Source organism: Clostridium oceanicum (genome assembly GCF_039521385.1).
Lineage (GTDB): Bacteria > Bacillota > Clostridia > Clostridiales > Clostridiaceae > Clostridium_F > Clostridium_F oceanicum.
The window spans coordinates 213,022-233,799 of record NZ_BAAACG010000010.1 but is presented as its reverse complement, the minus strand read 5'-3'; the positions used below and the strand labels follow the sequence as shown (position 1 = coordinate 233,799).

General features: G+C 26.9%; 17 protein-coding genes and 2 CRISPR repeat arrays (1 of these 19 only partly in view). Of the genes, 10 read left to right on the top strand and 7 right to left on the bottom strand.

Annotation, left to right across the window (positions count from 1 at the left end; all coding sequences use genetic code 11):
* The first annotated feature begins 33 nt into the window (after positions 1 to 33).
* The 3 genes from ABDZ71_RS11485 to ABDZ71_RS11475 all read left to right on the top strand — a co-directional run bounded on the left by ABDZ71_RS11485 (position 34) and on the right by ABDZ71_RS11475 (position 1,432).
* The gene (locus ABDZ71_RS11485; protein ID WP_343761731.1) at positions 34 to 747 is read left to right on the top strand and encodes a hypothetical protein; all 714 of its coding nucleotides are present in this window, start codon (positions 34 to 36) and stop codon (positions 745 to 747) included.
* Positions 748 to 791: 44 nt separating this feature from the next.
* Positions 792 to 1,019, top strand: a complete 228-nt coding sequence (locus ABDZ71_RS11480; RefSeq protein ID WP_343761730.1) for a hypothetical protein — start codon at positions 792 to 794, stop codon at positions 1,017 to 1,019.
* Between the two features lie 74 nt (positions 1,020 to 1,093).
* On the top strand, positions 1,094 to 1,432 hold the full coding sequence (locus ABDZ71_RS11475; protein ID WP_343761728.1) for a hypothetical protein: 339 nt from the start codon (positions 1,094 to 1,096) through the stop codon (positions 1,430 to 1,432).
* A 181-nt stretch (positions 1,433 to 1,613) separates the two neighbouring features.
* On the opposite strand, the gene ABDZ71_RS11470 is transcribed toward ABDZ71_RS11475, so the two are convergent.
* From ABDZ71_RS11470 to ABDZ71_RS11455, 4 genes are read right to left on the bottom strand one after another with little or no spacing between them, the layout of a single operon-like run.
* Complete coding sequence (locus tag ABDZ71_RS11470; RefSeq protein ID WP_343761727.1) at positions 1,614 to 2,156, bottom strand: GNAT family N-acetyltransferase; 543 nt, start codon at positions 2,154 to 2,156, stop codon at positions 1,614 to 1,616.
* Positions 2,157 to 2,173: 17 nt separating this feature from the next.
* A complete protein-coding gene (locus ABDZ71_RS11465; protein WP_343761726.1) occupies positions 2,174 to 3,769 on the bottom strand; it encodes a B12-binding domain-containing radical SAM protein in 1,596 nt (531 codons plus the stop codon).
* Positions 3,770 to 3,807: 38 nt separating this feature from the next.
* Positions 3,808 to 5,577, bottom strand: a complete 1,770-nt coding sequence (gene asnB / locus ABDZ71_RS11460; protein ID WP_343761725.1) for an asparagine synthase (glutamine-hydrolyzing) — start codon at positions 5,575 to 5,577, stop codon at positions 3,808 to 3,810.
* A gap of 50 nt (positions 5,578 to 5,627) precedes the next feature.
* Positions 5,628 to 7,445 carry a YcaO-like family protein gene (locus tag ABDZ71_RS11455; protein WP_343761723.1) on the bottom strand — a complete coding sequence of 606 codons (1,818 nt, stop codon included), beginning with the start codon at positions 7,443 to 7,445 and terminating at the stop codon, positions 5,628 to 5,630.
* Between the two features lie 1,299 nt (positions 7,446 to 8,744).
* Here ABDZ71_RS11455 and ABDZ71_RS11450 point away from each other — a divergent pair.
* The 3 genes from ABDZ71_RS11450 to ABDZ71_RS11440 all read left to right on the top strand — a co-directional run bounded on the left by ABDZ71_RS11450 (position 8,745) and on the right by ABDZ71_RS11440 (position 13,045).
* A complete protein-coding gene (locus tag ABDZ71_RS11450) occupies positions 8,745 to 8,888 on the top strand; it encodes a hypothetical protein (RefSeq protein WP_343761722.1) in 144 nt (47 codons plus the stop codon).
* 65 nt (positions 8,889 to 8,953) lie between these two features.
* The gene (locus ABDZ71_RS11445; protein ID WP_343761721.1) at positions 8,954 to 9,793 is read left to right on the top strand and encodes a YwqG family protein; all 840 of its coding nucleotides are present in this window, start codon (positions 8,954 to 8,956) and stop codon (positions 9,791 to 9,793) included.
* A gap of 603 nt (positions 9,794 to 10,396) precedes the next feature.
* Complete coding sequence (locus tag ABDZ71_RS11440; RefSeq protein ID WP_343761720.1) at positions 10,397 to 13,045, top strand: insecticidal delta-endotoxin Cry8Ea1 family protein; 2,649 nt, start codon at positions 10,397 to 10,399, stop codon at positions 13,043 to 13,045.
* Between the two features lie 192 nt (positions 13,046 to 13,237).
* Here ABDZ71_RS11440 and ABDZ71_RS11435 read toward each other — a convergent pair whose 3' ends face one another.
* On the bottom strand, positions 13,238 to 14,161 hold the full coding sequence (locus ABDZ71_RS11435; protein WP_343761719.1) for an AEC family transporter: 924 nt from the start codon (positions 14,159 to 14,161) through the stop codon (positions 13,238 to 13,240).
* A gap of 525 nt (positions 14,162 to 14,686) precedes the next feature.
* On the opposite strand from ABDZ71_RS11435, the gene ABDZ71_RS11430 reads away from it, so the two are divergent.
* The 4 genes from ABDZ71_RS11430 (at position 14,687) to ABDZ71_RS11415 (ending at position 18,022) form a co-directional block, all read left to right on the top strand.
* Positions 14,687 to 14,983 (top strand): TIGR04104 family putative zinc finger protein, encoded by a 297-nt coding sequence (locus tag ABDZ71_RS11430; RefSeq protein WP_343761718.1) that lies wholly within the window; start codon positions 14,687 to 14,689, stop codon positions 14,981 to 14,983.
* A 118-nt stretch (positions 14,984 to 15,101) separates the two neighbouring features.
* Positions 15,102 to 15,368: a hypothetical protein gene (locus ABDZ71_RS11425; RefSeq protein ID WP_343761717.1), complete on the top strand. Its 267-nt coding sequence runs from the start codon at positions 15,102 to 15,104 to the stop codon at positions 15,366 to 15,368.
* Positions 15,369 to 15,663: 295 nt separating this feature from the next.
* Positions 15,664 to 16,422: a CRISPR direct-repeat array (repeat unit 30 nt; unit sequence GTTGAACCTTAACATGAGATGTATTTAAAT).
* Between the two features lie 1,027 nt (positions 16,423 to 17,449).
* The gene (locus ABDZ71_RS11420; protein WP_343761716.1) at positions 17,450 to 17,677 is read left to right on the top strand and encodes a DUF1659 domain-containing protein; all 228 of its coding nucleotides are present in this window, start codon (positions 17,450 to 17,452) and stop codon (positions 17,675 to 17,677) included.
* Positions 17,678 to 17,803: 126 nt separating this feature from the next.
* The gene (locus tag ABDZ71_RS11415) at positions 17,804 to 18,022 is read left to right on the top strand and encodes a DUF2922 domain-containing protein (RefSeq protein ID WP_343759244.1); all 219 of its coding nucleotides are present in this window, start codon (positions 17,804 to 17,806) and stop codon (positions 18,020 to 18,022) included.
* Between the two features lie 68 nt (positions 18,023 to 18,090).
* Here the strand turns inward: ABDZ71_RS11415 and ABDZ71_RS11410 are convergent, their stop codons facing one another.
* Positions 18,091 to 18,945, bottom strand: a complete 855-nt coding sequence (locus tag ABDZ71_RS11410) for a GNAT family N-acetyltransferase (RefSeq protein WP_343761715.1) — start codon at positions 18,943 to 18,945, stop codon at positions 18,091 to 18,093.
* Positions 18,946 to 19,034: 89 nt separating this feature from the next.
* Positions 19,035 to 19,541: a hypothetical protein gene (locus ABDZ71_RS11405; RefSeq protein ID WP_343761714.1), complete on the bottom strand. Its 507-nt coding sequence runs from the start codon at positions 19,539 to 19,541 to the stop codon at positions 19,035 to 19,037.
* A gap of 888 nt (positions 19,542 to 20,429) precedes the next feature.
* Positions 20,430 to 20,778: a CRISPR direct-repeat array (repeat unit 30 nt; unit sequence GTTGAACCTTAACATAGGATGTATTTAAAT) (it continues 411 nt past the right edge of the window).

The window sequence follows — 20,778 nt, the reverse complement described above, 5'->3', positions numbered from 1 at the left end:
ATTAGGAAAAGTTTAATTTTACTGGAGGAGTATATGTTAGCTATACTAAAAAGATATTTAAAAGTGGATAAATCAGAAGGATATTCTTCCTTTAGTCCTAAAAATTTAATGTTACTAATAATTATAACAATGAATTTTTATATAAGTGGAGTTAGGGGCAAGTTTGGAGAAGTAAGTATATGTATGACTATAGGATTTTCATTTATTATGACAATGTTTTCTTGTAACTGCATTATAAACAAGCTATATAACAGGGTTAATGACAACACTTACAGAGAAGAAAATTTTTATAAAAGAGTAATTGCTAGCAATATAGATGTCTTAATTAATATTGCTTTATATATGTTACTTTTTATTATTTTAAATATATATTTTCTTGGTTATGTTAAAGGAATAAGTTTGCTTTTTAAATTTATAACTTTAACAATTTTAAGCTTAGCAATTGGAAATTTACTTTTCCTCTCTAGAGAAAGCAGTGTTTATAAAGGTCTTGAAAAGATAATATCAATTATTTTTCTAGGGATTTTTTCAATGATTTTGCATTTTATAAGTAAAAAAAGTATCCATAAAAAAGCTTCAGATTATGTATTTAGATGTGTAAGTTCTATAGTTTTAGCAATACTTTCATATTATCTATATTATAAATTTGGAATAGGAATCATATTTCCAAGTGCTGTAGCGCTGTATTTACTGTCACTTATAACTAGCGAAAAGATTTATCCTAAGGAAAATGTAGCAATTGACTAAGGATAAATTTAATATAGAATTTTATAAATTAGGGGGACAAACTTATGAAGAAAGTAGATAAAGGTTTTGAAATTTTGTATTGGAGGTTAAGTAATAGGAGAAAATTTATTAGAACATTATGGTTTATACCTATAGGTGTTTTTGCATTAGGACTTTTCTGGTTTAAACGTAAAAACGTATTAGAATGTATTTTGGTAACAATAGTCTTTCTTAGTGTAGGGTATTGGCAGATAAGGGATACCTATTTAGAATGGAAGAAAGAAGAAAATTAGAATTATATAAAAAATCTCAATAAAAATAATCGTCTTAATTAAAAGCAACACTGAAAATACTAAGGAGTTTTTACATGAAGAAGAAATTACTAATTTGTCCTATGGGAATTGCATTTATACTATTGGCAGTATTTTTATTTCAAAAGTTTTATATGTCTTTGCCATTTTCACATGAAGATGCTTATGTATTAAGCAATATAGCTTTTATAGGTGTAATTATATTTTCATTTATTGGGGCAATACAAAACATAAAGATTTTTAGAAAGAACAAGGAAAATGCTATAAGTTTTATATTAGCTATAGTGTTTATTGTAATATGCTTATTCGCTACTCTTTGGCTCTTTGTAGTGCTAAGTTTTGAAGCTTGTAATCCAGATTCAATACTTTATAAGATTTTTGTAAAGCCTAGATAGAGGTTTTACTAAGTTACTTAGAATCAACATTTTTTATAAATAAAGATTTTCTAATTCAGTTGTTAGCTTTTAGAATGTAGTCTATATGTTTTTATTTTAAATATAGAATTTCAGTGAAACCTAGATAAAGGTTTAATGAGCCTTCAGATAAAACTGAGGGCTCTAATTTGGAATTTCAATATTAATTATTTGTATATTCAGATTTTAGAATAGAGTAGTATAAAGCAGTGACTTCTTTGTTGTCTAATAGGTCTAAATTTATCTTTTTTGTAAAGTTGTATTTAAATCCACATTTTTGAAGTACTCTTTTTGAATTATTATTAAAATCATAATGGTTACACCAAATCAAGTCTAAATTTAATTTTGTAAATCCATACTCAAGTAAACATTTTACAGCTTCTGGCATGATCTCTCTTCCCCAGTATTTATAGTTTAAACTAAATCCTAGCTGTCTTTGATTTAAATTTAACGGATTTTCATCTAAGGTACTCTTATGAAAGCCTATATTACCAATTACTTTATTTTCTGATTTTAAAACAATAGCGTATAAATCTTTAAATTTGATGTATATATCCAAGACTTTTTTGCTTTCTTCTTCATTTTTATGTGCTGGCCATCCAGCGTTAGGACCTACTAATTCGCTTTTGGCATATTCATATAAATCCTTAAGATCACTTTTTCTCCACTGTCTTAATATTAATCTTTCTGTTATTAATTCTTCCATTCAATCTCCTTTTCTTTCTAATTTAAATTTGAAATTTCATTTTTATAGGATTTTTTAATAGTGTCTGGCATAATATTTATTAAATCTTCTAATAAGAGAATACTTTTAATTCTTAAAGTTATAAATTCTATTTTTTCTAAAAACAGTTCATTAATTAAATTTTCTATACTAGGTATTATGTTTTGAGTATTAAAATATAATTCTAGCAGATCATCATTGTATTCTTCTAATATATAATAGAAGGTTTCAGGCAGGTAATATAGCATACTTGGATATAATATATTCATAAAAATATCTAGTTTAGGATAGGTTAAAGTAACTTCGTTTTCATAAGAATAAAACTCTGAAAAAAACTCAGGATACTTTTTTATTAATTCTTTATGCCGTGAAACGTTAACTGCCCCTAAACTGTAAGAATTTTTTTCATCGTCAAAAACTAATTTGTGGTGGTATGAATTGAACAATTCAGTTCCTGGAACAATAGCACACAGGTTCAAAGTACAGTTATCTACTAATTGTTCTTCCATCATATATCTAATAAATTCAATAGTTTGTTTTAAATCATCAACAGTTTCTGTTGGAAATCCATATATAACAGAAGCTAAAACGCCCATATCATTTTTCTTGATTAAGTCTATTATTTCCCTTGTTTTGATTAAATCTAAGTTCTTTTTAACCTCATATTGCATTCTTTGAGAACCGGTCTCTATGCCAACATATATACTATAGCATCCAGCTTTAGCCATTAATTCTATTAAATCTTCATCTAAGACATCTGCTCTTGAACTACATTTCCAAGTGATTTTCAAATCAGATTTTATGACTTTTTCACAGAAATCTTCTATAAATTGTCTGTTAGCAGTAAATAAATCATGGACAAAATCAAAGGTATCTTTATTATAGTTATCCCTATAAAATTTAACTTCTTCTATAATTCTATCTACTGATTTTATTCTAAAATTTCTCTTCCAAAAAGTTTTTGTTGAGCAATAAGTGCAATTAAAAGGGCAGCCCCTTCCAACTTCTATTTGAAAAGGAACTATATCAGCTATCTTTTTTTCATCTTTGTAAGGTATAATTGGAAGATCATCTAGATTTTCAATTAATTCACATTCTTTATTTTTCATGATAGATCCACTAGAATCTCTATAACAGATACTTGGTACTTTAGTTAAGTCCTTTTTTTCTATTCCATCCATTAAATCTATTATGTAAGATTCACCTTCGCCAATGGCTACTAAGTCTATAAAATCAAATTCTTCCAAGGTTCTAGTTGCTAGCATACTAGCATGAGGTCCTGCAAATATAATTTTTAAAGATTGCTTTCTCTTTTTAAGTTCCTTAGCTACAACTAAAGATATATGATAAGAATCACATAAAGTATAAAAGCTTACTACATCTGTATCAGATTTTAATATATATTCAACAATAGTATTGTAGTTTTCTTCAGAATAGATATTTTCTTTGAATAATGTACGATTCAAGTAGTTAAAATCTATAACCATTGAGTTATGTTTAGATTTTTCATTTAAAATATGTGATAAAATTTCTAAGCCAATAGGAAGGGTTTTCATAGATAAGCTTAAAAAAGTATTTACAAAGCATATATTCATATTTAAAATTTTTCCTTTCATAAAGATATTTAAGTTTTTTAATCAAATTGTTTTATCCAAATTTCAAAGCAAGTTATAGACCATAATATTTTAATTTCATTTTCAGTATTGTTTTCTTTTTTTAATAGTTTTTTTATAAAGTCCATTTTATAAATGTCAGAATCAATATTTTCTAATATTTCTTTGCAAAAGTCTTTTATTGTAGGTATTAAATATTTTATAGGTGCAACGGGGAAATATCCTTTTTCTCTATATACAAAATCTTTAGGGTAATATTTTTCAGCAATTTTTTTCATTAAATATTTTGTAGTTCCATTTTTGCATTTTAAATCTACTGGAATATTTGTACTATATTCTATAAGATCCAAATCTAAAAATGGAGAGCGAATTTCAACACCATGTCTTAAGCTTGTACTATCTGTTTTCTTTAAACATTCTTCTACAAGAAAAATTGAAATTTCTCCCTCTAAAACCTTTTCGAATTCACTAACTTCTTCACTATCTTGTTTTTCAAAATAATCATATATAAATTTAGTTGCTGTATTTTCTTTAATATAAGATGGATTTATATACTCACTTAAATCTTCTTTTTGTTTTAAAAAGAATAAGAAAGTTTCATGAGGGGGGAGAGTAAAATCCTTTATTTTTTGCTCCCAAGGGTATCCTAACCATATTTCATCAGCTCCCACACCAGAAAAAGCAACTTTTAAGTTTTTAGGAGCATACTTTGATAAAAAATAATGTCCTATCATATCATATATGTGAATAGGCTCATTTAATGTAGCATAGCAATCCAAAAGATTTTCTTTTACTTCTTTTGTAGGTATAAATAGCTTGTGATGCCTTGTGTTATAGTTATTTGCTACAAAATCCGAATATTTATATTCATCACCTAAATTTTCCTTAACTTTTTCAAATCCAATAGAAAAAGTAGAAATTTCTTCATTAAGTTCCTCTTTAGCTATGGCTACAATAAGAGATGAATCAAGGCCTCCAGATAACCATACCCCTGTATTAACATCACTTTTTAAACGTTTAGATACACTATCTTTAAGTTTAGTTCTTATTTCTTCTATTATTGTTTCTTCTGGTAAATCTAATTTATCTTCTTTAAACTTTATTGAGAAATATTTATTTTGATATGTGCTAATTTTTGATTTATCCTTAGACAATTTAACAGTAAGGCTATGACCGGCCTCCAATTTTCTAAATTCTTTAAAAGGGGTATATGGAGCTGGGATGATATTCATTGCATAATAAAAATAAACAGCTTCCTTATCAAGGCTTCTTGGAATGTTTGAATATTTAACTAAAGAAGGCAGATAAGATGAAAACCAAAAACCTTCATTTGTTAATGCATAATAAAAAGGCTTTTTTCCATAAGGATCTCTACAAGTAAATAATTCTTGTTTTTCTTCATCCCATATAGCAAAAGCAAATTGCCCATCTAATAAAGTTAAGCATTTTTCTTTCCAAAAGTGATAAGCCTTTAAAATTACTTCAGTATCACAATTAGAATTAAAACAGTACCCCTTTTGTTCTAATTTTTTTCTTATACTTTTAAAATTATATATTTCTCCATTAAATGTAATGCTTAAATTCTTATAACACATTGGTTGATGACCCTTAGAACTTAAATCTTGAATAGCTAATCTTGTATGTTTTAAAATAACATTTCCAGATTCATTTTCTAAGCTTCCAGCATCATCAGGACCTCTCATTAATAAGTCATCTTGAATTTTATTTAAACTTCTTTTTTCACTTTCTTTAAGTTTATTCTTTGAAATTAATCCTGCTATTCCACACATTGTTTTCCTCCGTCTTTATACTTTCCAGTTTGTAATTTTTACAATCTATCCTAAAAATATTTTTTGTTTCTAGATTGATCAATTTGATTTTCATAATATAAATCTTTGAATTTCATATGTATATTTGCAACATTTTTATAATAGCAACTTTCTTTAAATTCACAATTAGCACAATCAAAGCAGTTAAGCTTTCCGTAGTTTTCAAAAATGTTTTGTGGATTTTCTAAAGTTTTTTCTACATCTTGGAGAAGGTTTTCATCATAAAACATTTGTAGGGATTCTTTTATTTTTATAGGTTCTAACTTATCTATAGAAGCTCCTATATAATCTCTAATACATTTATACCAAGATAATGTGCTAAAATCAGGATCTTTTGATGATTTTAATTTATGAGCATACCTTTCTATATATTTAAAAGAGTTCTTTAAGTCTCCAATTTTATAGTAAGCACAACTAATAAACAATTCAGTATCTATATCATGCCAAGGGAATGTATATTTCATCGGAAGCAATGTTAAATTGACAATATTGTCTTCTTGAAAATCTTCATATTTTTTTATATAAGCTATGATTTTTTTAAGATCCTCAGAAGATAAAGAGTTTAAGTTACGAACTTGTTTTGCTATTTTAACACCCTCTATACGTTGATCAAGATATATTTCTAACTCAGTATTTGGGATTTCAGACATACCAGGAACGATTATATGAAAACTATCAAAACCTGTAATTGATACATCCCTTACTAATACATTAAAACCTTCTTTTTTCAAAATATCTAATATGTGATTTAGCATACCTTTGTTGCTTTTGTCTTTTATATCTTTAAATTCAGAAAAAGGATAACTTTCATAAGGAGTAAAGACCTTTGAGAGGTAATAGGCTTTTCCATCTTTTAGTGCTTGAATTGTATTATTTGAATCATTTATTTCCTTTTTATAGGAATAGTCCATTAATTTATCAAATTCGAATATGCTTTTACCTTGTAATATTTCAGTTAAAGTTCTTTCTAAAGCTATTTCAAAGGTAGGATGGGAACCAAAACTCCAAAAATATTTTTGTTCTTTTTTATTTACTACAATAACTCCTATAACAGGGAAATCCTTATTTAAAGAACAATCCTTAACTATAATTTCATAATCACTAAAATTTTCAAAGTCCTCAATCATTTTATATTGTCTAGGAAACTTTTTAATATATTCTCTATCTATAGTAGGGGGATTAATTTCGCCATCTAAAACTTTTATCTTAGAGTATCTTTCAAATATTTCACATATACCTTCTACCATAGCTTCTTCAGGAGTATTTCCTCCGCACATTCCGTTAGACCCATATATTTCTAAAGCAGCTAAAGGAACATAATTAATGGATTTTTTCTGAGAATCGTAAAAAGGAATACATAAAACCTTAGAAGAAAATTTTTCAGGACTGAAGTTAGTCCATTTTTTTACCAAGTCATAGTTAAGAAAGCTTTTAAATACTGGAGGAATATAGATAGGAAGGTCTTTATAATTTTCTTTTAAAACATCTTCTATGCTGCAATATATTTCATCAGGAGCAAAGAAAAAATCTCTATAGTCAGTAACTTCTTCTGAGAATCCAACAATATGTCTGTAAAACATTTGGTTTTGAAATCTTTCCATAAATTCTCCATAAGCACTAGCAAGAGCAAATTTAGGATTAATCCCTTTACCATTACAACATATGTTAGTATCAGGCACCGTAAGATGAATAGAATGATAGGAATCTACTGAATCATTCCAGTTAGATTCTATAGGCAGTATCCCATTTTCATTTAAAATAGTTCTTATTTTACAAATGGTAGAAATAGGATCTTTGTCTTTATAATTATTTTTAACTAATGAATTCATTTGAGATCTCCTCCAAATACTAGTAGTTTTATAAGTGTAGCTAATATTGTTTTTATAAATGCATTATCATTACTAAATTTAAAGAAAAATTGCGTTATAAAGAAAATTTAGTTTATTTAAATTATTCTGAACTATTTGTTTGTAGTTATTGTTATGTTTTATAAGTTATTCATATATATAATAATCCATAAATGCACTATACTAGAACTAATTACTAGATTATGTTCTTAAAAGGCAGTCAAGAGATTTTTTATTATCACGTAACTCTTTTAATTTTTTCAATTGTGCTTCTCTTTTTTTACTTAAATTTTCATTTGATTTTCTTATCATTTAAATCTCTCCTTTCGTAGTAGTAAATTTTAGTGATATCTTTTGTTTAGCGATACAATTTTATAAATCGTACATATAGGGGTATACACAAAAGTCAATCAATAAAATTAAATTCTTAAAAATTGATCTCCTGATTTTTTATTAGTACGTAATTCTTTTAATTTTTTTAATTGTGCTTCTCTTTTTTTGTTTAAGTTTTCATTTGATTTTTTAATCATTTCTATCTCTCCTTTAATAGTAAAATTTATTAAATTTTCTCATATATAACACAATTTTTCTTTTGGCTATTGTAGCATAAAAAAAACATCTTGTATGTCTAAAGGGGTCGAAAAAATTATATTTTTTGATTTAAAACTAAAAAATTTTATAGATAATACATGAAGATATTGGTATAACTACATAGGATAGGGTTAATTAAATAAATATGTACAATAACTTAGAGTTAAAATATTATATATAATCAATTATTTGGTTATATTTATAAGCTTATATTTAATAAAATTTTATTTTTGCATATTTTTAAAATTTAATATTAAAAAAATATATTTAATTGGAATAAAATTAAAATAAAAATAGGCTTTATTTGGAGGTAAATCTTTATTAATTTACTCTAATATTGATATGGGATTCACACAAAAACCAAGTAATATTGAACTTTATTTTTGGTATCTAATTTAATTATTTTTCAATATATGATAGATAATAAATACACTAGTCCTTAGAAAAAATTCTAAAGCTAGTGTATTTATTATTATAGAAAACTTATTGTTTTCTCAGTATTTTTTACTATATGATGAATATTACGTTATTATATAAAAGTTCCCTATAGTAGTATAATGATTGTATGAAAGTTAGATTTTTTAGCAAGGCTACTTTAAGGAATTATATGATGTTAGCATTTCTAGAAGGTGTGACTTAGGTGATGATATTAATGTTAGCTTTTCTAGAAAAGTATGTCCTAGGGATTCTATGAGTGTTAGATTTTTTAGCAAGGCTACTTTAAGGAATTATATGATGTTAGCATTTCTAGAAAGGTGTGCCTTAGGTGATGACATTAATGTTAGATTTTCTAGCAAGGCTGCTTTAACGGAATATATGATGTTAGCATTCTAGCAAGGTGTGCCTTAAATAATTGTATATAATCTAGGATTTCAGATTTCAATAAGGGGGAGTTAAATTTGGATTTAAATAGTTTATTTGATGAGATAAAGAAGAATGCTATAAAAGTTAATCTTAAAACCTATAGCAAAGAAGATTTGCCTATTGGAGCATCAAAATTTGGAGGAAAGCCAGACGTTCCTAAAGATTTTAAGTGGTTTTATTATAAGGGGGAAGGCTTAGATTGTGAAATCAAAAGTCGTCCATTAAGCTTTTTAGCCCAGATAAATTGTGAGGAAATGAAAGAATATGATGAAGATGGATTGCTCCCAAAAAAGGGGATTCTTTATTTCTTTTATGAACTTTCATCTTTGACATGGGGGTGCTATCCACAAGATAAAGGAAGCGCAAAAGTTTTTTATTTTGATGGAGATGTAAAAGAACTTAATAGAACTAATTTTCCTGATGATATGGAAGAAAATTTCAAATTGCCGGAGATACAGCTTGATTTTAGTAAAAAGTACGATTTGCCTGATTATGAGGAATTTACAGAATTATATCATTATGATAATTGGGATTACTATGATGAAATAAGGGTATTAAAAGGTTATGAGCAGGAAGAACTTGATGGCAAATTATTAGGATATGCAGATCTTGTACAAGCAGGTATGCTTCGTGAATGTGAAAAAGGTGCAAATGGAATTCATTATAGTGGATTAGAGCAGATACCAGATAAAAAACTAAAACAATTAGAGAAAAACTGTAGTCAATGGCAATTGTTATTCCAGTTAAGTTCTATCATGACAAAGACTTTTGAATTAATGTTTGATGACTGTGGAGTTATATATTTTTACATAAGGAAAGAAGACTTAAAAAAGAGAAACTTTGATAATTGCTGGCTTATATTGCAATGTTGTTAAGTTGGTTAGACACATAAGAGAATTTCAGTTTTTGATTTTATGTAGAGAGTCACTTATTGGAATGTGAAAAACACCGTAAAAACCAACAGGTTTTACGGTGTTTTTAATTTTCATAATATTTCCCCTAAAATATGTATTTAACCTTTAAGACCATTTGCTTGGCATTCCATATTTTCTACCACTATATCATAAATTTCATTTTCTTTCATTTTTATATGACATGTATTATTAATAAGTATATCATATAAATCTAAATTATTTACAAACTTACAATTGGGAGAGAGGGAGAGCATAATTGGCATTAACAATCAATAACAATGAAAATATTACAAAATTTAACGTTTAAGATGCTAAAATGACGTTTTAAGATGTTTTTGGACCAAAAAAGCTAAATCGATGATAGAATCATATTTAATTAATATATATAGTTTGTTGATAATATGTATTCTTTAGACTGTTATGGAAATAGGATTTATCATAGTGAAATTAAAAAACAATGGCAATAATACTAATCTAATCTTAATATTACGTTAATAAGAATCTAAATGATAAGACTAGCTTTCATAGGGTTTAGAGAATATAAAAAACAGGGGGGAGTATAAAATGAACAAGAAAAAAGTAGCAAGTTTATTATTAGTAGCATCAATATTTTCTCAGATTACATTTTCAAGTATAACAAGTGTACATGCTATTGAAATACCTACAAGCATTGAACATTCTCTAAATGAACAAGTTGATGAAATAATGGAACAACTAACTAAAAATAACGTAGCAGCAGAGAGAGAAGAAGTTAAAAATGTATTATTTGGAAGAACTATGCCTATTGAAAAAACAGAAGAAATAATAAAGAAAGTAGTGAGTTTAGGCTTAAATAATGCACCAGGAATCGTAGGAACCTTTGGCGGGAAAATAGGACAACCTTTAATGGATATGCTTTGGCCATATGCAAACCAAAATTATTTATGGGAAAAAATAAGAGCTGAAGTAGAAAAAATAGTTGGTAATAAAATTGCGGACTCAAGATTTCAGCAAGTAAAGAATAAATTAGCAGGGCTTAAAAAAGCTACTCAAGAATATATAGATTGGATAGAAGCAGCTAATGAAGGTAAAGATGTAACGGATACTATGAAAAACAAATTAGATTCTTTAGATTCATTGTTTACAAGTGAGTTAGTTCAAATAGGAGATATACAAAACAAGGTTTATGATGTAGAATTTTTACCTATATATGTACAAGCTGCAAATATACATTTGATGTTACTTAGAGATGTAGTATTAAATCTAGAAAGAACTAATCATACACAAGATGAAATTAATGAGTACAAATTGGAACTAAATAATAAAATAAAAGAGTATACAAATCACTGTAAAAATACCTACAAAAAAGCAATTGAAAAGCGAGAAAAAGATGCCTTAACTGTTTATAAAGATAATACTGCACATGATTATGTATTAAATAAAGGACAGATGGTACCAGCTAGAAGAAAAAACTATGTGGTTAAATTAGAAAACTTTATGCAAAGATATGTTTTAGACTATGTAGCCTTATGGGGATATATGGATTCAAATCAATACAATAAAAATGTAGATGTGGAACTTTCAAGAGAAATATACAGTGATATTTATGGATTTCAACAAAATGTTACTAATTTTAAAAACATTAACTTTTCAAGAGGAGGCTATACAGAAGGCGATTATTTAGGAGAATTTGTAGCGGCAGATATATGGAATTGGACTCGTATAGATGCTATAACTCCAGGATATAATAGAGGAGTTGGAAGCAACTATCAACCATACGTACGTGTAGGAGGAAGTGGTGGAGAAGCTGCAGCATTACGTGTACGAAATCCAAATGAAAATCCAATTGAAGGAGTTAACGTTACTACATTTGGTAGAGAAACACCACATGCAATGAAATTTTTCTTTAAGGATGGTTCAACATTTGACGCAGGAAGATATAGACATCCTACTTATACAAGTGATAGAAAGATGCACGGAGAAATAGTTAAGTATGAAGGACATAAGTTATCATCTATAAATGTTTTAGGATCAAGTAATTTACGTGGATTAGAAGGAATATCCGGTGTAGTATTTGGATTTAGACCAGAAAATTTAACACCAGAGAATAATTTAAAAGAAGGTAAGATATCTGTATTTTCATCTCAAAAATATATAACAAGAGATTCATTTACAACTCAAAGAGAGTTTTTATTAGGTGGAAATGCTATGAAAACTAATACTAAAGATGCTAACATGACTTATAAATTTAATTCACCTAAGGAAGGATTATATAGGGTTAGATATAAAGTTGCTGCAAAAACTAATTCAATAATAAGTTTAAGTAATGCTGGTCAAAAAATTAAGGATACAACAGTAAACAAAACTACAGATGGTACTTTAGGAAATTATGATACTCCTTATAAGGTAGTAGATGGACCAGTTGTTAAATTAAAAAATGGTAAGAATGATATAAAAATAGGAAATGCAAATGGTGGAGAATTTTCTATTTCTAATATAGAATTTGTTCCTGTAAATAATGAAGAAGTTAAGGAACTTACCCCTATTAAAGATAGATTTGATTTTGATAAGACATTAAATAATAATGATATAGTTGATACCAATGTCACTAATAATATTAAAACAGATCAGAGTGTGTTTTTTGTAGATCATAATAGATATGTGACATATAAAATAAATGCACCTAAAGATGGAACTTATACTATAAATTTAGAGCATTCATCAAATCAACAAGGTTTATCTAATTACAAATTATTAAATTTACAGAATAATAAATATAACGATGGAAATAAAATGGAACTAGTAAAAGGTGAAAATAGAATTAAGGTAACTCCAAAAGAAATAAAACAAGAAGATTTATCTATTGAAAATGTATCACTTATAGATGATTGGATTGATAATGAAGGGAAAGTGTATACTACTACTTTCTTAAAAGGAGAAGGAGTAAGAAAAGAAGGTTCAAAAGTAATTTTAGAAAATGAAAATTCTTATGCAGATTTTAAGGTTAATGATGCAAGAAATTGGACATACGCTAATGTAAAAATAAATGGAAAAGGTGATTTTAATATAACCAATTTAGCTAATAATAAAGCAGGAGTTGGACCTAATAATCATATTACATTAAATGGAGACGGAAAAGATATAATTAGAGTAACTGGTAAGAAACGTTCAGGTTATTCAATAAGAGGGCTTAAAATAAGTATGCATTATGAAAACATAGTAGGTTATAATTAAAGCTAAGAAATTTATTTATAATAAAAGAGTAAGTCTAATTTAAGGCTTACTCTTTTAATATTATCATCAAGAAAATCTTTATATATAAGATAAGATTAATAAATAACCATATTTTTAGATAAAGTAAGCTTAATAAATAAGGATACTTTAAATTTTAAAACATAAATTAGAGTTTTAACAAGAGATGTACTTTTACATCTGATATAGCCAAACCATAATTGGCATTGTTACAATACATACAATAGTTGTAACTACATTTATAACACTGGCATATTCACCATTTTTATCGTAAATTTGAGCCATTTGTGTAACTGCTGATGCAGAAGGCGTCATTGTTGCAAGAAAACTGATAAGAAGGACTGTTTTTCCAATAGGCAGAAAACTAGCCATTCCAGTGTATTTAAGTAGAACCAAAATTGTAAGAGGACATACTATCATTTTAAGAAAAGTAACTATGTAAATTCTCTTATAGGAGAAAATCTTTTTTAAACTCATGTTTCCAATGAGCATCCCTGCTATAATCATAGATATAGGACCAATCATAACACTTACAGATTCTATTGCATTTGTGATAATACTTGGCATTTGAAATCTTGTGACAAAAATCAAAATCCCACAGAAAATAGCAATCATATTAATATTTAAAAGAATTTTTTTGAAATCTAATTTTTGATCTTTGCAAAGTACAAGTCTTCCATGAGTCCACAAAAGAGTTAATTGTACAGATATAAAAGCGCTAGAATAAATAACCCATTCCTTTCCTAGTATAGAAGTTACAATTGGGATGATAAGATTTCCAGCATTTGAATATATAATAGACATTTTTTCAACTTCGTCTAAGTGGAATATCTTTTCAAGAAATTTTACCAAAATCAATAGTGTAATATGAATAAGTACTGCTGCTATAAAAGCGAGAATAAGTCCATTTCTTATGCGTTTTGTGTATTCAATCTGAAAAGCATTGATAATAACGCAAGGCAATACCAAATAAAGAGTAACAATGGAAAGACTTTTGCTGTCTTCTCCCTTTAATAAACCTGTTTTTACTAATATAAATCCCATAAATATTATTAAAAAAAGTATAGCGATTTGTTTCATTAATAATAAGCTAATCATAATTTCTCCCCCATAATTTAATAAATCTTCTGTTAAGTTATATGAAAATCGGACTATATAAAGACTAGAGTTACAATAGTTTCACTACAAAACATGATCCTCTTAGAAGGTAATAGTCCAATGCGAAAGCTAAATTTAAATGTCCTAGATGCTATAGTAAAAACCTATCTATATAAGTATGGTAAGGACAAAAATAGTAATCAAAATAACTATATACAATTATTAAAAAGTATAGCATATAATAGAGACTAATTTATAGGTTAAATTTTCATCTTTATATTTTAGAATAAAAAGTAAAATTAATAATTAAATTGTCAAAATTGGTTGGTTTTTCTGGTTCTGTATGTTAAAATCATATCTAATAGAAATAGCTTTAATTATATTATTGTAAATTAGGATTTATATAGAAATTTTTATCATGGATATTGAGGGGGATGTATAAGCTCTAAACTTATTTTATAATCATACAAAAATAAGTTATTTTATTTTTTATTATGAAAATTAAATTTAAAGGAGGGGTTAGGTTTGTTTTCTAAAAAATGTGTTAAATGTTCTAGTGATTTAAAATGGAAGACTATTTTAAAAGCTGTTACTATATCTACTGGATATAAATTTGAATGTGATTATTGCAAAGCTAAATATTCTGTGGGATATATTTCTCGTTTAATATTAATGGTAAGCATGTTATTACCAATTACAATATTTCAAAAATATACAGATAGTATATTTGGAGGATGGACTTTAGTTGTTTGGTTTATATGGGCTATTATACTAAATCTTATAGCACCATTTTGGGTATCCATCCGTTTAGAAGAGAAATAGACTTAAGAAGAACTATGATTCCATTATTAGGAAACATAAAAACTTTGCTAATTTAATTTAAAATAAAATGTTACTTATTAATTTTACTAGTACTTATAAATTAAAGGTAGGTAATAAAATGGAAAATAAAATAAAATTAAAATTTTTTATAAGTGTATTAAGAGTAGTGGTTCTAATATCAGCATTAATTACAATAGCAGCACCTTATAAAAAGTTTACTGTGTATATTACCTTAATTACATTGGGAATCTTAAATATAATTCATGGGTATACGGAATCAAAAAACAATTCAAAAGCGGAAACAAAATTATTGTTTTCAGCAGGCCTTTTCGTATTGATTGTTGGCATAATAGGAATAGCTCTTGTGGGTTTCTCAGTAATTTAGAAGAATTAGAAGAAAAATTTCCTTACATAAAATCAGTGCACTAGCAGTAAGAAGAGATTCTAAAGCTAGTGCACTGATTTTTTAGTAAAGTTTATTAGTATAAAATATTAATAGATATTTTTCCAACCGTTTTTAATTTTAAAACCTATTGTAGTTACTGAAATGTAAGGTCTACAGTAGGTTCTTATAACGATTTTTTGAAATTCTACAATCGGTTGGAAAAGTTTTTGGGAAACCTTGTAAAATCAATACTTATGTGCTATTATTGATTTTAGAGAATGGCTATTTTACTATGGTTGAACCTTAACATGAGATGTATTTAAATGTGTGTGAGTCCCTAAGTTTTCTACTCCAAATCGATGTTGAACCTTAACATGAGATGTATTTAAATGCTGATGCAGCTGGAGAAGTTGTAACAGAAGAACTTGTTGAACCTTAACATGAGATGTATTTAAATAAGGATTATATAAAGTTAGTAATTTAGGCAGAATTAAAGTTGAACCTTAACATGAGATGTATTTAAATTTACATTTATATTTTTCATGTTTTAACCTCTTTTTCTGTTGAACCTTAACATGAGATGTATTTAAATTCCATGAAAAACGAAATACCATTAACTATGCCGTGTTGAACCTTAACATGAGATGTATTTAAATTTGTTTATTTTAACAAAATTTATTAAATCCGTTGGTTGTTGAACCTTAACATGAGATGTATTTAAATTCATTTTAGCACGATCCACAACTTGCCCCTTAGCATTGTTGAACCTTAACATGAGATGTATTTAAATGTAATAAAAATTTTACCATACCTTATATTTTTTTCGTTGAACCTTAACATGAGATGTATTTAAATTTACAGAATGTATACCTTCTTTTAGCTGTCATATAAGTTGAACCTTAACATGAGATGTATTTAAATTAAAGAAAATGCTGAAAAGTTCCAAGATTGGGTTACTGTTGAACCTTAACATGAGATGTATTTAAATAATACAATTGTATAATCTACATAAGGCACATGCCTTGTTGAACCTTAACATGAGATGTATTTAAGCAGAGAACCCAAATTTTTTAATTTGGTGTGAATCGCTTACTCAAACGAAGTTATGAGTTTGAGTTTCATAAGAAGATAGAGAGTTTCCTTAAGTATTTTGGCTACTAAGGATATTTTAAGATTTAAAAGTATAAATTAGAACCTTAACATGAGATGTACTCTAAAAACCAAATGCCAATGAACAAATAAAAAAGATCAAATAAAAAAAATGATGCACTAGTAGTTAGAAGGGATTCTAAAGCTAGTGTATTTATTATTGTAGAAAAGTTTATTAGTATAAAATATTAATAGATATTTTTCCAACCGTTTTTAATTTTAAAACCTATTGTAGCTACTGAAATGTAAGGTCTATAGTAGGTTCTCATAACAATTATCTAAAATTCCACAATCGGTTGGAAAAATTTTTTACAAAGCTTGTAAAATCAGTAGCTATGTGGTATTCTTAGAAATAAGGAATGGCTATTTCACTATGGTTGAACCTTAACATAGGATGTATTTAAATTCTACTGTATTACTTGTAACTAGTGCTGTATATATGTTGAACCTTAACATAGAATGTATTTAAGTAGCGAACCCAAATCTGTGATTTGGTGTGAATCAGTTAAGTAGACATTTTAAATCTATGATTTTAGTGGTCGTTTACTCCTTTGACAAATGGAAAAGGAGTTACATTAGTAACTTGTAAGAATGAATCTGAGTTACATTAAGTATTTAGGCTAACAAAGATATTTTAGTATAGAAAGTATAATTTTGAACCTTAACATGAGATGTACTCTAAAAAGCAAATACCAATGAACAAATAACAAAGATCAAATTTAAAAACCAGTGCACTAGCAGTTAGAAGAGATTCTAAAGCTAGTGCATTTATTATTTAGAAAAGTAAAGATAGGATTACTAGAAAAATATATTATTAATAAGAACAAAGATCTTAAATTTTTTAATTTAAGATTTTTATTTTTTTTGCAAATAACTAAGTTATTTCATATATATAGGTGAACAACAAAATAAAGAAAGAGGGGGATTTTAAAATGGCAGTAGCAGCACATAAAAATGATTCAGATATAGTATTAACTTTAGCTGCAGGTTTAGATAAAGATGGGAAAGAAATATTAAGACGTAAAACAATATCAAAAATCAATGTAAATGCTAATGATGAAGATCTATTTACTATAGCAACTGAAATAGAAAAAGTATTAATGTATGAAGTAAGAGAAATCAATAGAGTAGATAAGAGTGCATTAATTCAGGAAGGCTAGGATAAAGCAAATTATAAATAACAGATAAAAAATAATAAATGTGGTTGAAATTCTTTTGGAATTTCTTCAATAATTAATGTTTATTATTTAATACTTAATCTTTGATTTAAAAAGGGGGGTTTTTAAGTGAACAGAACATTGAGCATGAAGTTTATAACAGAGGAAGGAAAGAAAATTTCTTTTTCTATAAGTGATGTAAAAGAAGGATTAACTAAAGAAGATGTATCTGGGTTAATGGATGTTATAGTTGAGAAAAAAGATGCCTTTGCATATGATTCACCAATTGTTGCAAAAGATTCAGCAGACATTATAGAAAGAACTACAGAAGAAATATACACAGCATAAAGCATAGGGTATTTTATATAAATGAGCCACTACTTTTTAAAAGTAGTGGCTCTAATAAGAACAAGAATCTACAATTTTAAAATCATTTCATATTGTTCAACGATATTTTCAAATCCTAGTTTTAATAAAAATTCTTTCATAGATTTAGAACTGTTGTCTACGTTGGAAATATTAATCTTATGTGATTCTGTATTTTTTATTAAATCTGTAACAATACTTCTTCCAATTCCTTTATGTCTATGATCCTTGCTAACTGCTATTTGAGGAATATCACCAGTTTTTTTATCAATCACTCCATACCCTGCAATGGAATCTTCAAGATATACAATAGAATATATAAATGAATCTTCTGTAGCTTTTATAGAATCAATAGAATTTTGCCAAGAAGGTTTAAAGTCATGGAATTTTTCAAGCTTTTTCCAGATGGTTTCATCAATTTTATTAATATGTTTAACTTGGTAGTTTTCTTCTTTTTTATACTTATTTTTATCTATCTCAAAACATGAAAAGTCCCTTATAATTTCAAAACCTTGTTTCTTATATAGTTTAACTGCAGCTGTGTTTGACTTAATTACTTCAAGTAGATATTGATTTGCTTTTTTATACTTAACAAGTTTTTTCATAGCTAAAAGCATAGAACTTGTTACACCTTGCTTTCTGTATTCCCTTATAACCCCTGTTCCTAAGTCATATAAAGTTTCCTTGTTATTCCAATTTCTAAATCCATTTAAGACAAATCCAACTAACTTTTCATCTTCAAAAGCACCTATAGAAAGGTTTGGAACATATCCTCTTCTTTTAAGCATATTTTGAAATTTCCAAAGGGGTAAATTAATTTTAACCTCATAATCAGAAAAGGCACTTAAAAATGTTTGATGCAGGCTTTCAATATTTGTATTTTCAAGAGTTTTATAAGTAATCATGGTATCTTCCCCTAACTTTTTATATTTAATATTTTTAAATTTTGTTCTGGTTAATAAAAGTACTTTTAGGAAACTTGAAAAAGAGTAGTTTACTTATAAGCAAGGAAACTAAATAATGTGATTAGTCCACTTGATGCAAGGGCTATAGCTAAACCAATTAATGTACCAATAAATGCACCTTTAATATGGTGGACAGGGTCTTTGTATTCACCTATCATGTCTTCAGTCCCTGGGATGATTACCTTTTTGTTATGACAAAACAGCCATAAATCCAATACAAATAAATCATAAAGGTTAATTACAAAGAACAATATAAAAATATGGGTAAAAGCTTTTATAAATGTTCTTGAACCAGAAACCCATGCAATTACTGCCATAAGAATAATAGTAAGAAGTACAAACAGTAATTTAAAAGTAATATGTTTAGTTTCGTGAGCTTTAATTGTTGATTGATATTGGGGCAAACTTTCCACTCGTTGCCTAATTGCTGTAGGGTATGACATTATGCAATTTAAAGGATTTTTATATAGTTTTGGAAGTACCATTAAAGTAAAAAGTCCACATAAAATAATGGATTGAACAATTAACACCATCATATATAACCTCCAAGCAAAGAAAATGATTTTGTAATTATAAATCTAATAATTTCCATTTAGCTATTAATAATTATATCATATAATTTTAGTTAACTTTAATATGAAATAAACATAAAAAATGTGTTTATTTTTTTTATAAATTTGATATAATATAAATAAGAAAAGCTTAGTGCTGTAACACTAAGCAATCCTTAGAATATTTATTTTATTTTAGGGCTATTGGATGAATTTAATAATTAAATTTGAGAGATTAAAGCACTATTCTTGTTCGGATGGGTGCTTTTTCTATTGTCTTTAATTTTTATGTTAATAGAAAGAAAAATAGTAAGGGATTTTCCCAATAAAATCCTTTGGGAAACCTTGTTAAATCAATACTCATGTGGTATTATTGATTTTAAGAAATGGCTATTTTACTATGGTTGAACCTTAACATAGGATGTATTTAAATATCTTTTCTTTTGATAAAAAGTATTTTTTATGTTAAAGTTGAACCTTAACATAGGATGTATTTAAATGATAAAGGCCAGTTCTATTCTTTAGAGATTAATTTCTGTTGAACCTTAACATAGGATGTACCCAAAAACCCAAATACCAATGAACAAATAATAAAGATCAAATAAAAAAACAAGTGCACTAGCAGTTAGAAGAAATTCTAAAGCTAGTGCATTTATTATTATAGAAAGCTTTATTACTATAAAATGATGTTAGATATTTTTCCAACCGTTTTTAATTTTAAAAGTTGTTTTAGCTACTGGTATACAAGGATTAATATAGGTTTTTATAACAGTTTTCTGAAATTTCACAATCGGTTGGAAAATATTTTGGGAAACCTTGTAAAATCAATACTTATGTGCTATTATTGATTTTAGAAAATGGCTATTTTACTATGGTTGAACCTTAACATAGGATGTATTTAAATGATAATTCTATATCTGCCCTACAAGATTTACCTTCTGTTGAACCTTAACATAGGATGTATTTAAATTAATAATACCTTTGTATTTGACCTTTGAACATATAAGGTTGAACCTTAACATAGGATGTATTTAAATAGAATATCTCCATCTATACAATCTGGAGTTGATGGGTTGAACCTTAACATAGGATGTATTTAAATTGGTGAAATGTTTGGACTGCTAAAGAAAACTACAGCCGTTGAACCTTAACATAGGATGTATTTAAATGGCATTAGGTTAATGTGAAATGCTGGTCTTTGCAACGTTGAACCTTAACATAG

What these genes read in the sequence shown, in the direction of transcription:
- ABDZ71_RS11420 (WP_343761716.1), top strand. Translation starts at nt 17,450, where the DNA reads ATGGCAGTAGCAGCACATAAAAATGATTCAGATATAGTATTAACTTTA.
- ABDZ71_RS11485 (WP_343761731.1), top strand. Translation starts at nt 34, where the DNA reads ATGTTAGCTATACTAAAAAGATATTTAAAAGTGGATAAATCAGAAGGA.
- ABDZ71_RS11480 (WP_343761730.1), top strand. Translation starts at nt 792, where the DNA reads ATGAAGAAAGTAGATAAAGGTTTTGAAATTTTGTATTGGAGGTTAAGT.
- asnB (WP_343761725.1), bottom strand. Translation starts at nt 5,577, where the DNA reads ATGTGTGGAATAGCAGGATTAATTTCAAAGAATAAACTTAAAGAAAGT.
- ABDZ71_RS11475 (WP_343761728.1), top strand. Translation starts at nt 1,094, where the DNA reads ATGAAGAAGAAATTACTAATTTGTCCTATGGGAATTGCATTTATACTA.
- ABDZ71_RS11405 (WP_343761714.1), bottom strand. Translation starts at nt 19,541, where the DNA reads ATGATGGTGTTAATTGTTCAATCCATTATTTTATGTGGACTTTTTACT.
- ABDZ71_RS11440 (WP_343761720.1), top strand. Translation starts at nt 10,397, where the DNA reads ATGAACAAGAAAAAAGTAGCAAGTTTATTATTAGTAGCATCAATATTT.
- ABDZ71_RS11455 (WP_343761723.1), bottom strand. Translation starts at nt 7,445, where the DNA reads ATGAATTCATTAGTTAAAAATAATTATAAAGACAAAGATCCTATTTCT.
- ABDZ71_RS11435 (WP_343761719.1), bottom strand. Translation starts at nt 14,161, where the DNA reads ATGATTAGCTTATTATTAATGAAACAAATCGCTATACTTTTTTTAATA.
- ABDZ71_RS11465 (WP_343761726.1), bottom strand. Translation starts at nt 3,769, where the DNA reads ATGAATATATGCTTTGTAAATACTTTTTTAAGCTTATCTATGAAAACC.
- ABDZ71_RS11425 (WP_343761717.1), top strand. Translation starts at nt 15,102, where the DNA reads ATGGAAAATAAAATAAAATTAAAATTTTTTATAAGTGTATTAAGAGTA.
- ABDZ71_RS11470 (WP_343761727.1), bottom strand. Translation starts at nt 2,156, where the DNA reads ATGGAAGAATTAATAACAGAAAGATTAATATTAAGACAGTGGAGAAAA.
- ABDZ71_RS11410 (WP_343761715.1), bottom strand. Translation starts at nt 18,945, where the DNA reads ATGATTACTTATAAAACTCTTGAAAATACAAATATTGAAAGCCTGCAT.
- ABDZ71_RS11450 (WP_343761722.1), top strand. Translation starts at nt 8,745, where the DNA reads ATGAGTGTTAGATTTTTTAGCAAGGCTACTTTAAGGAATTATATGATG.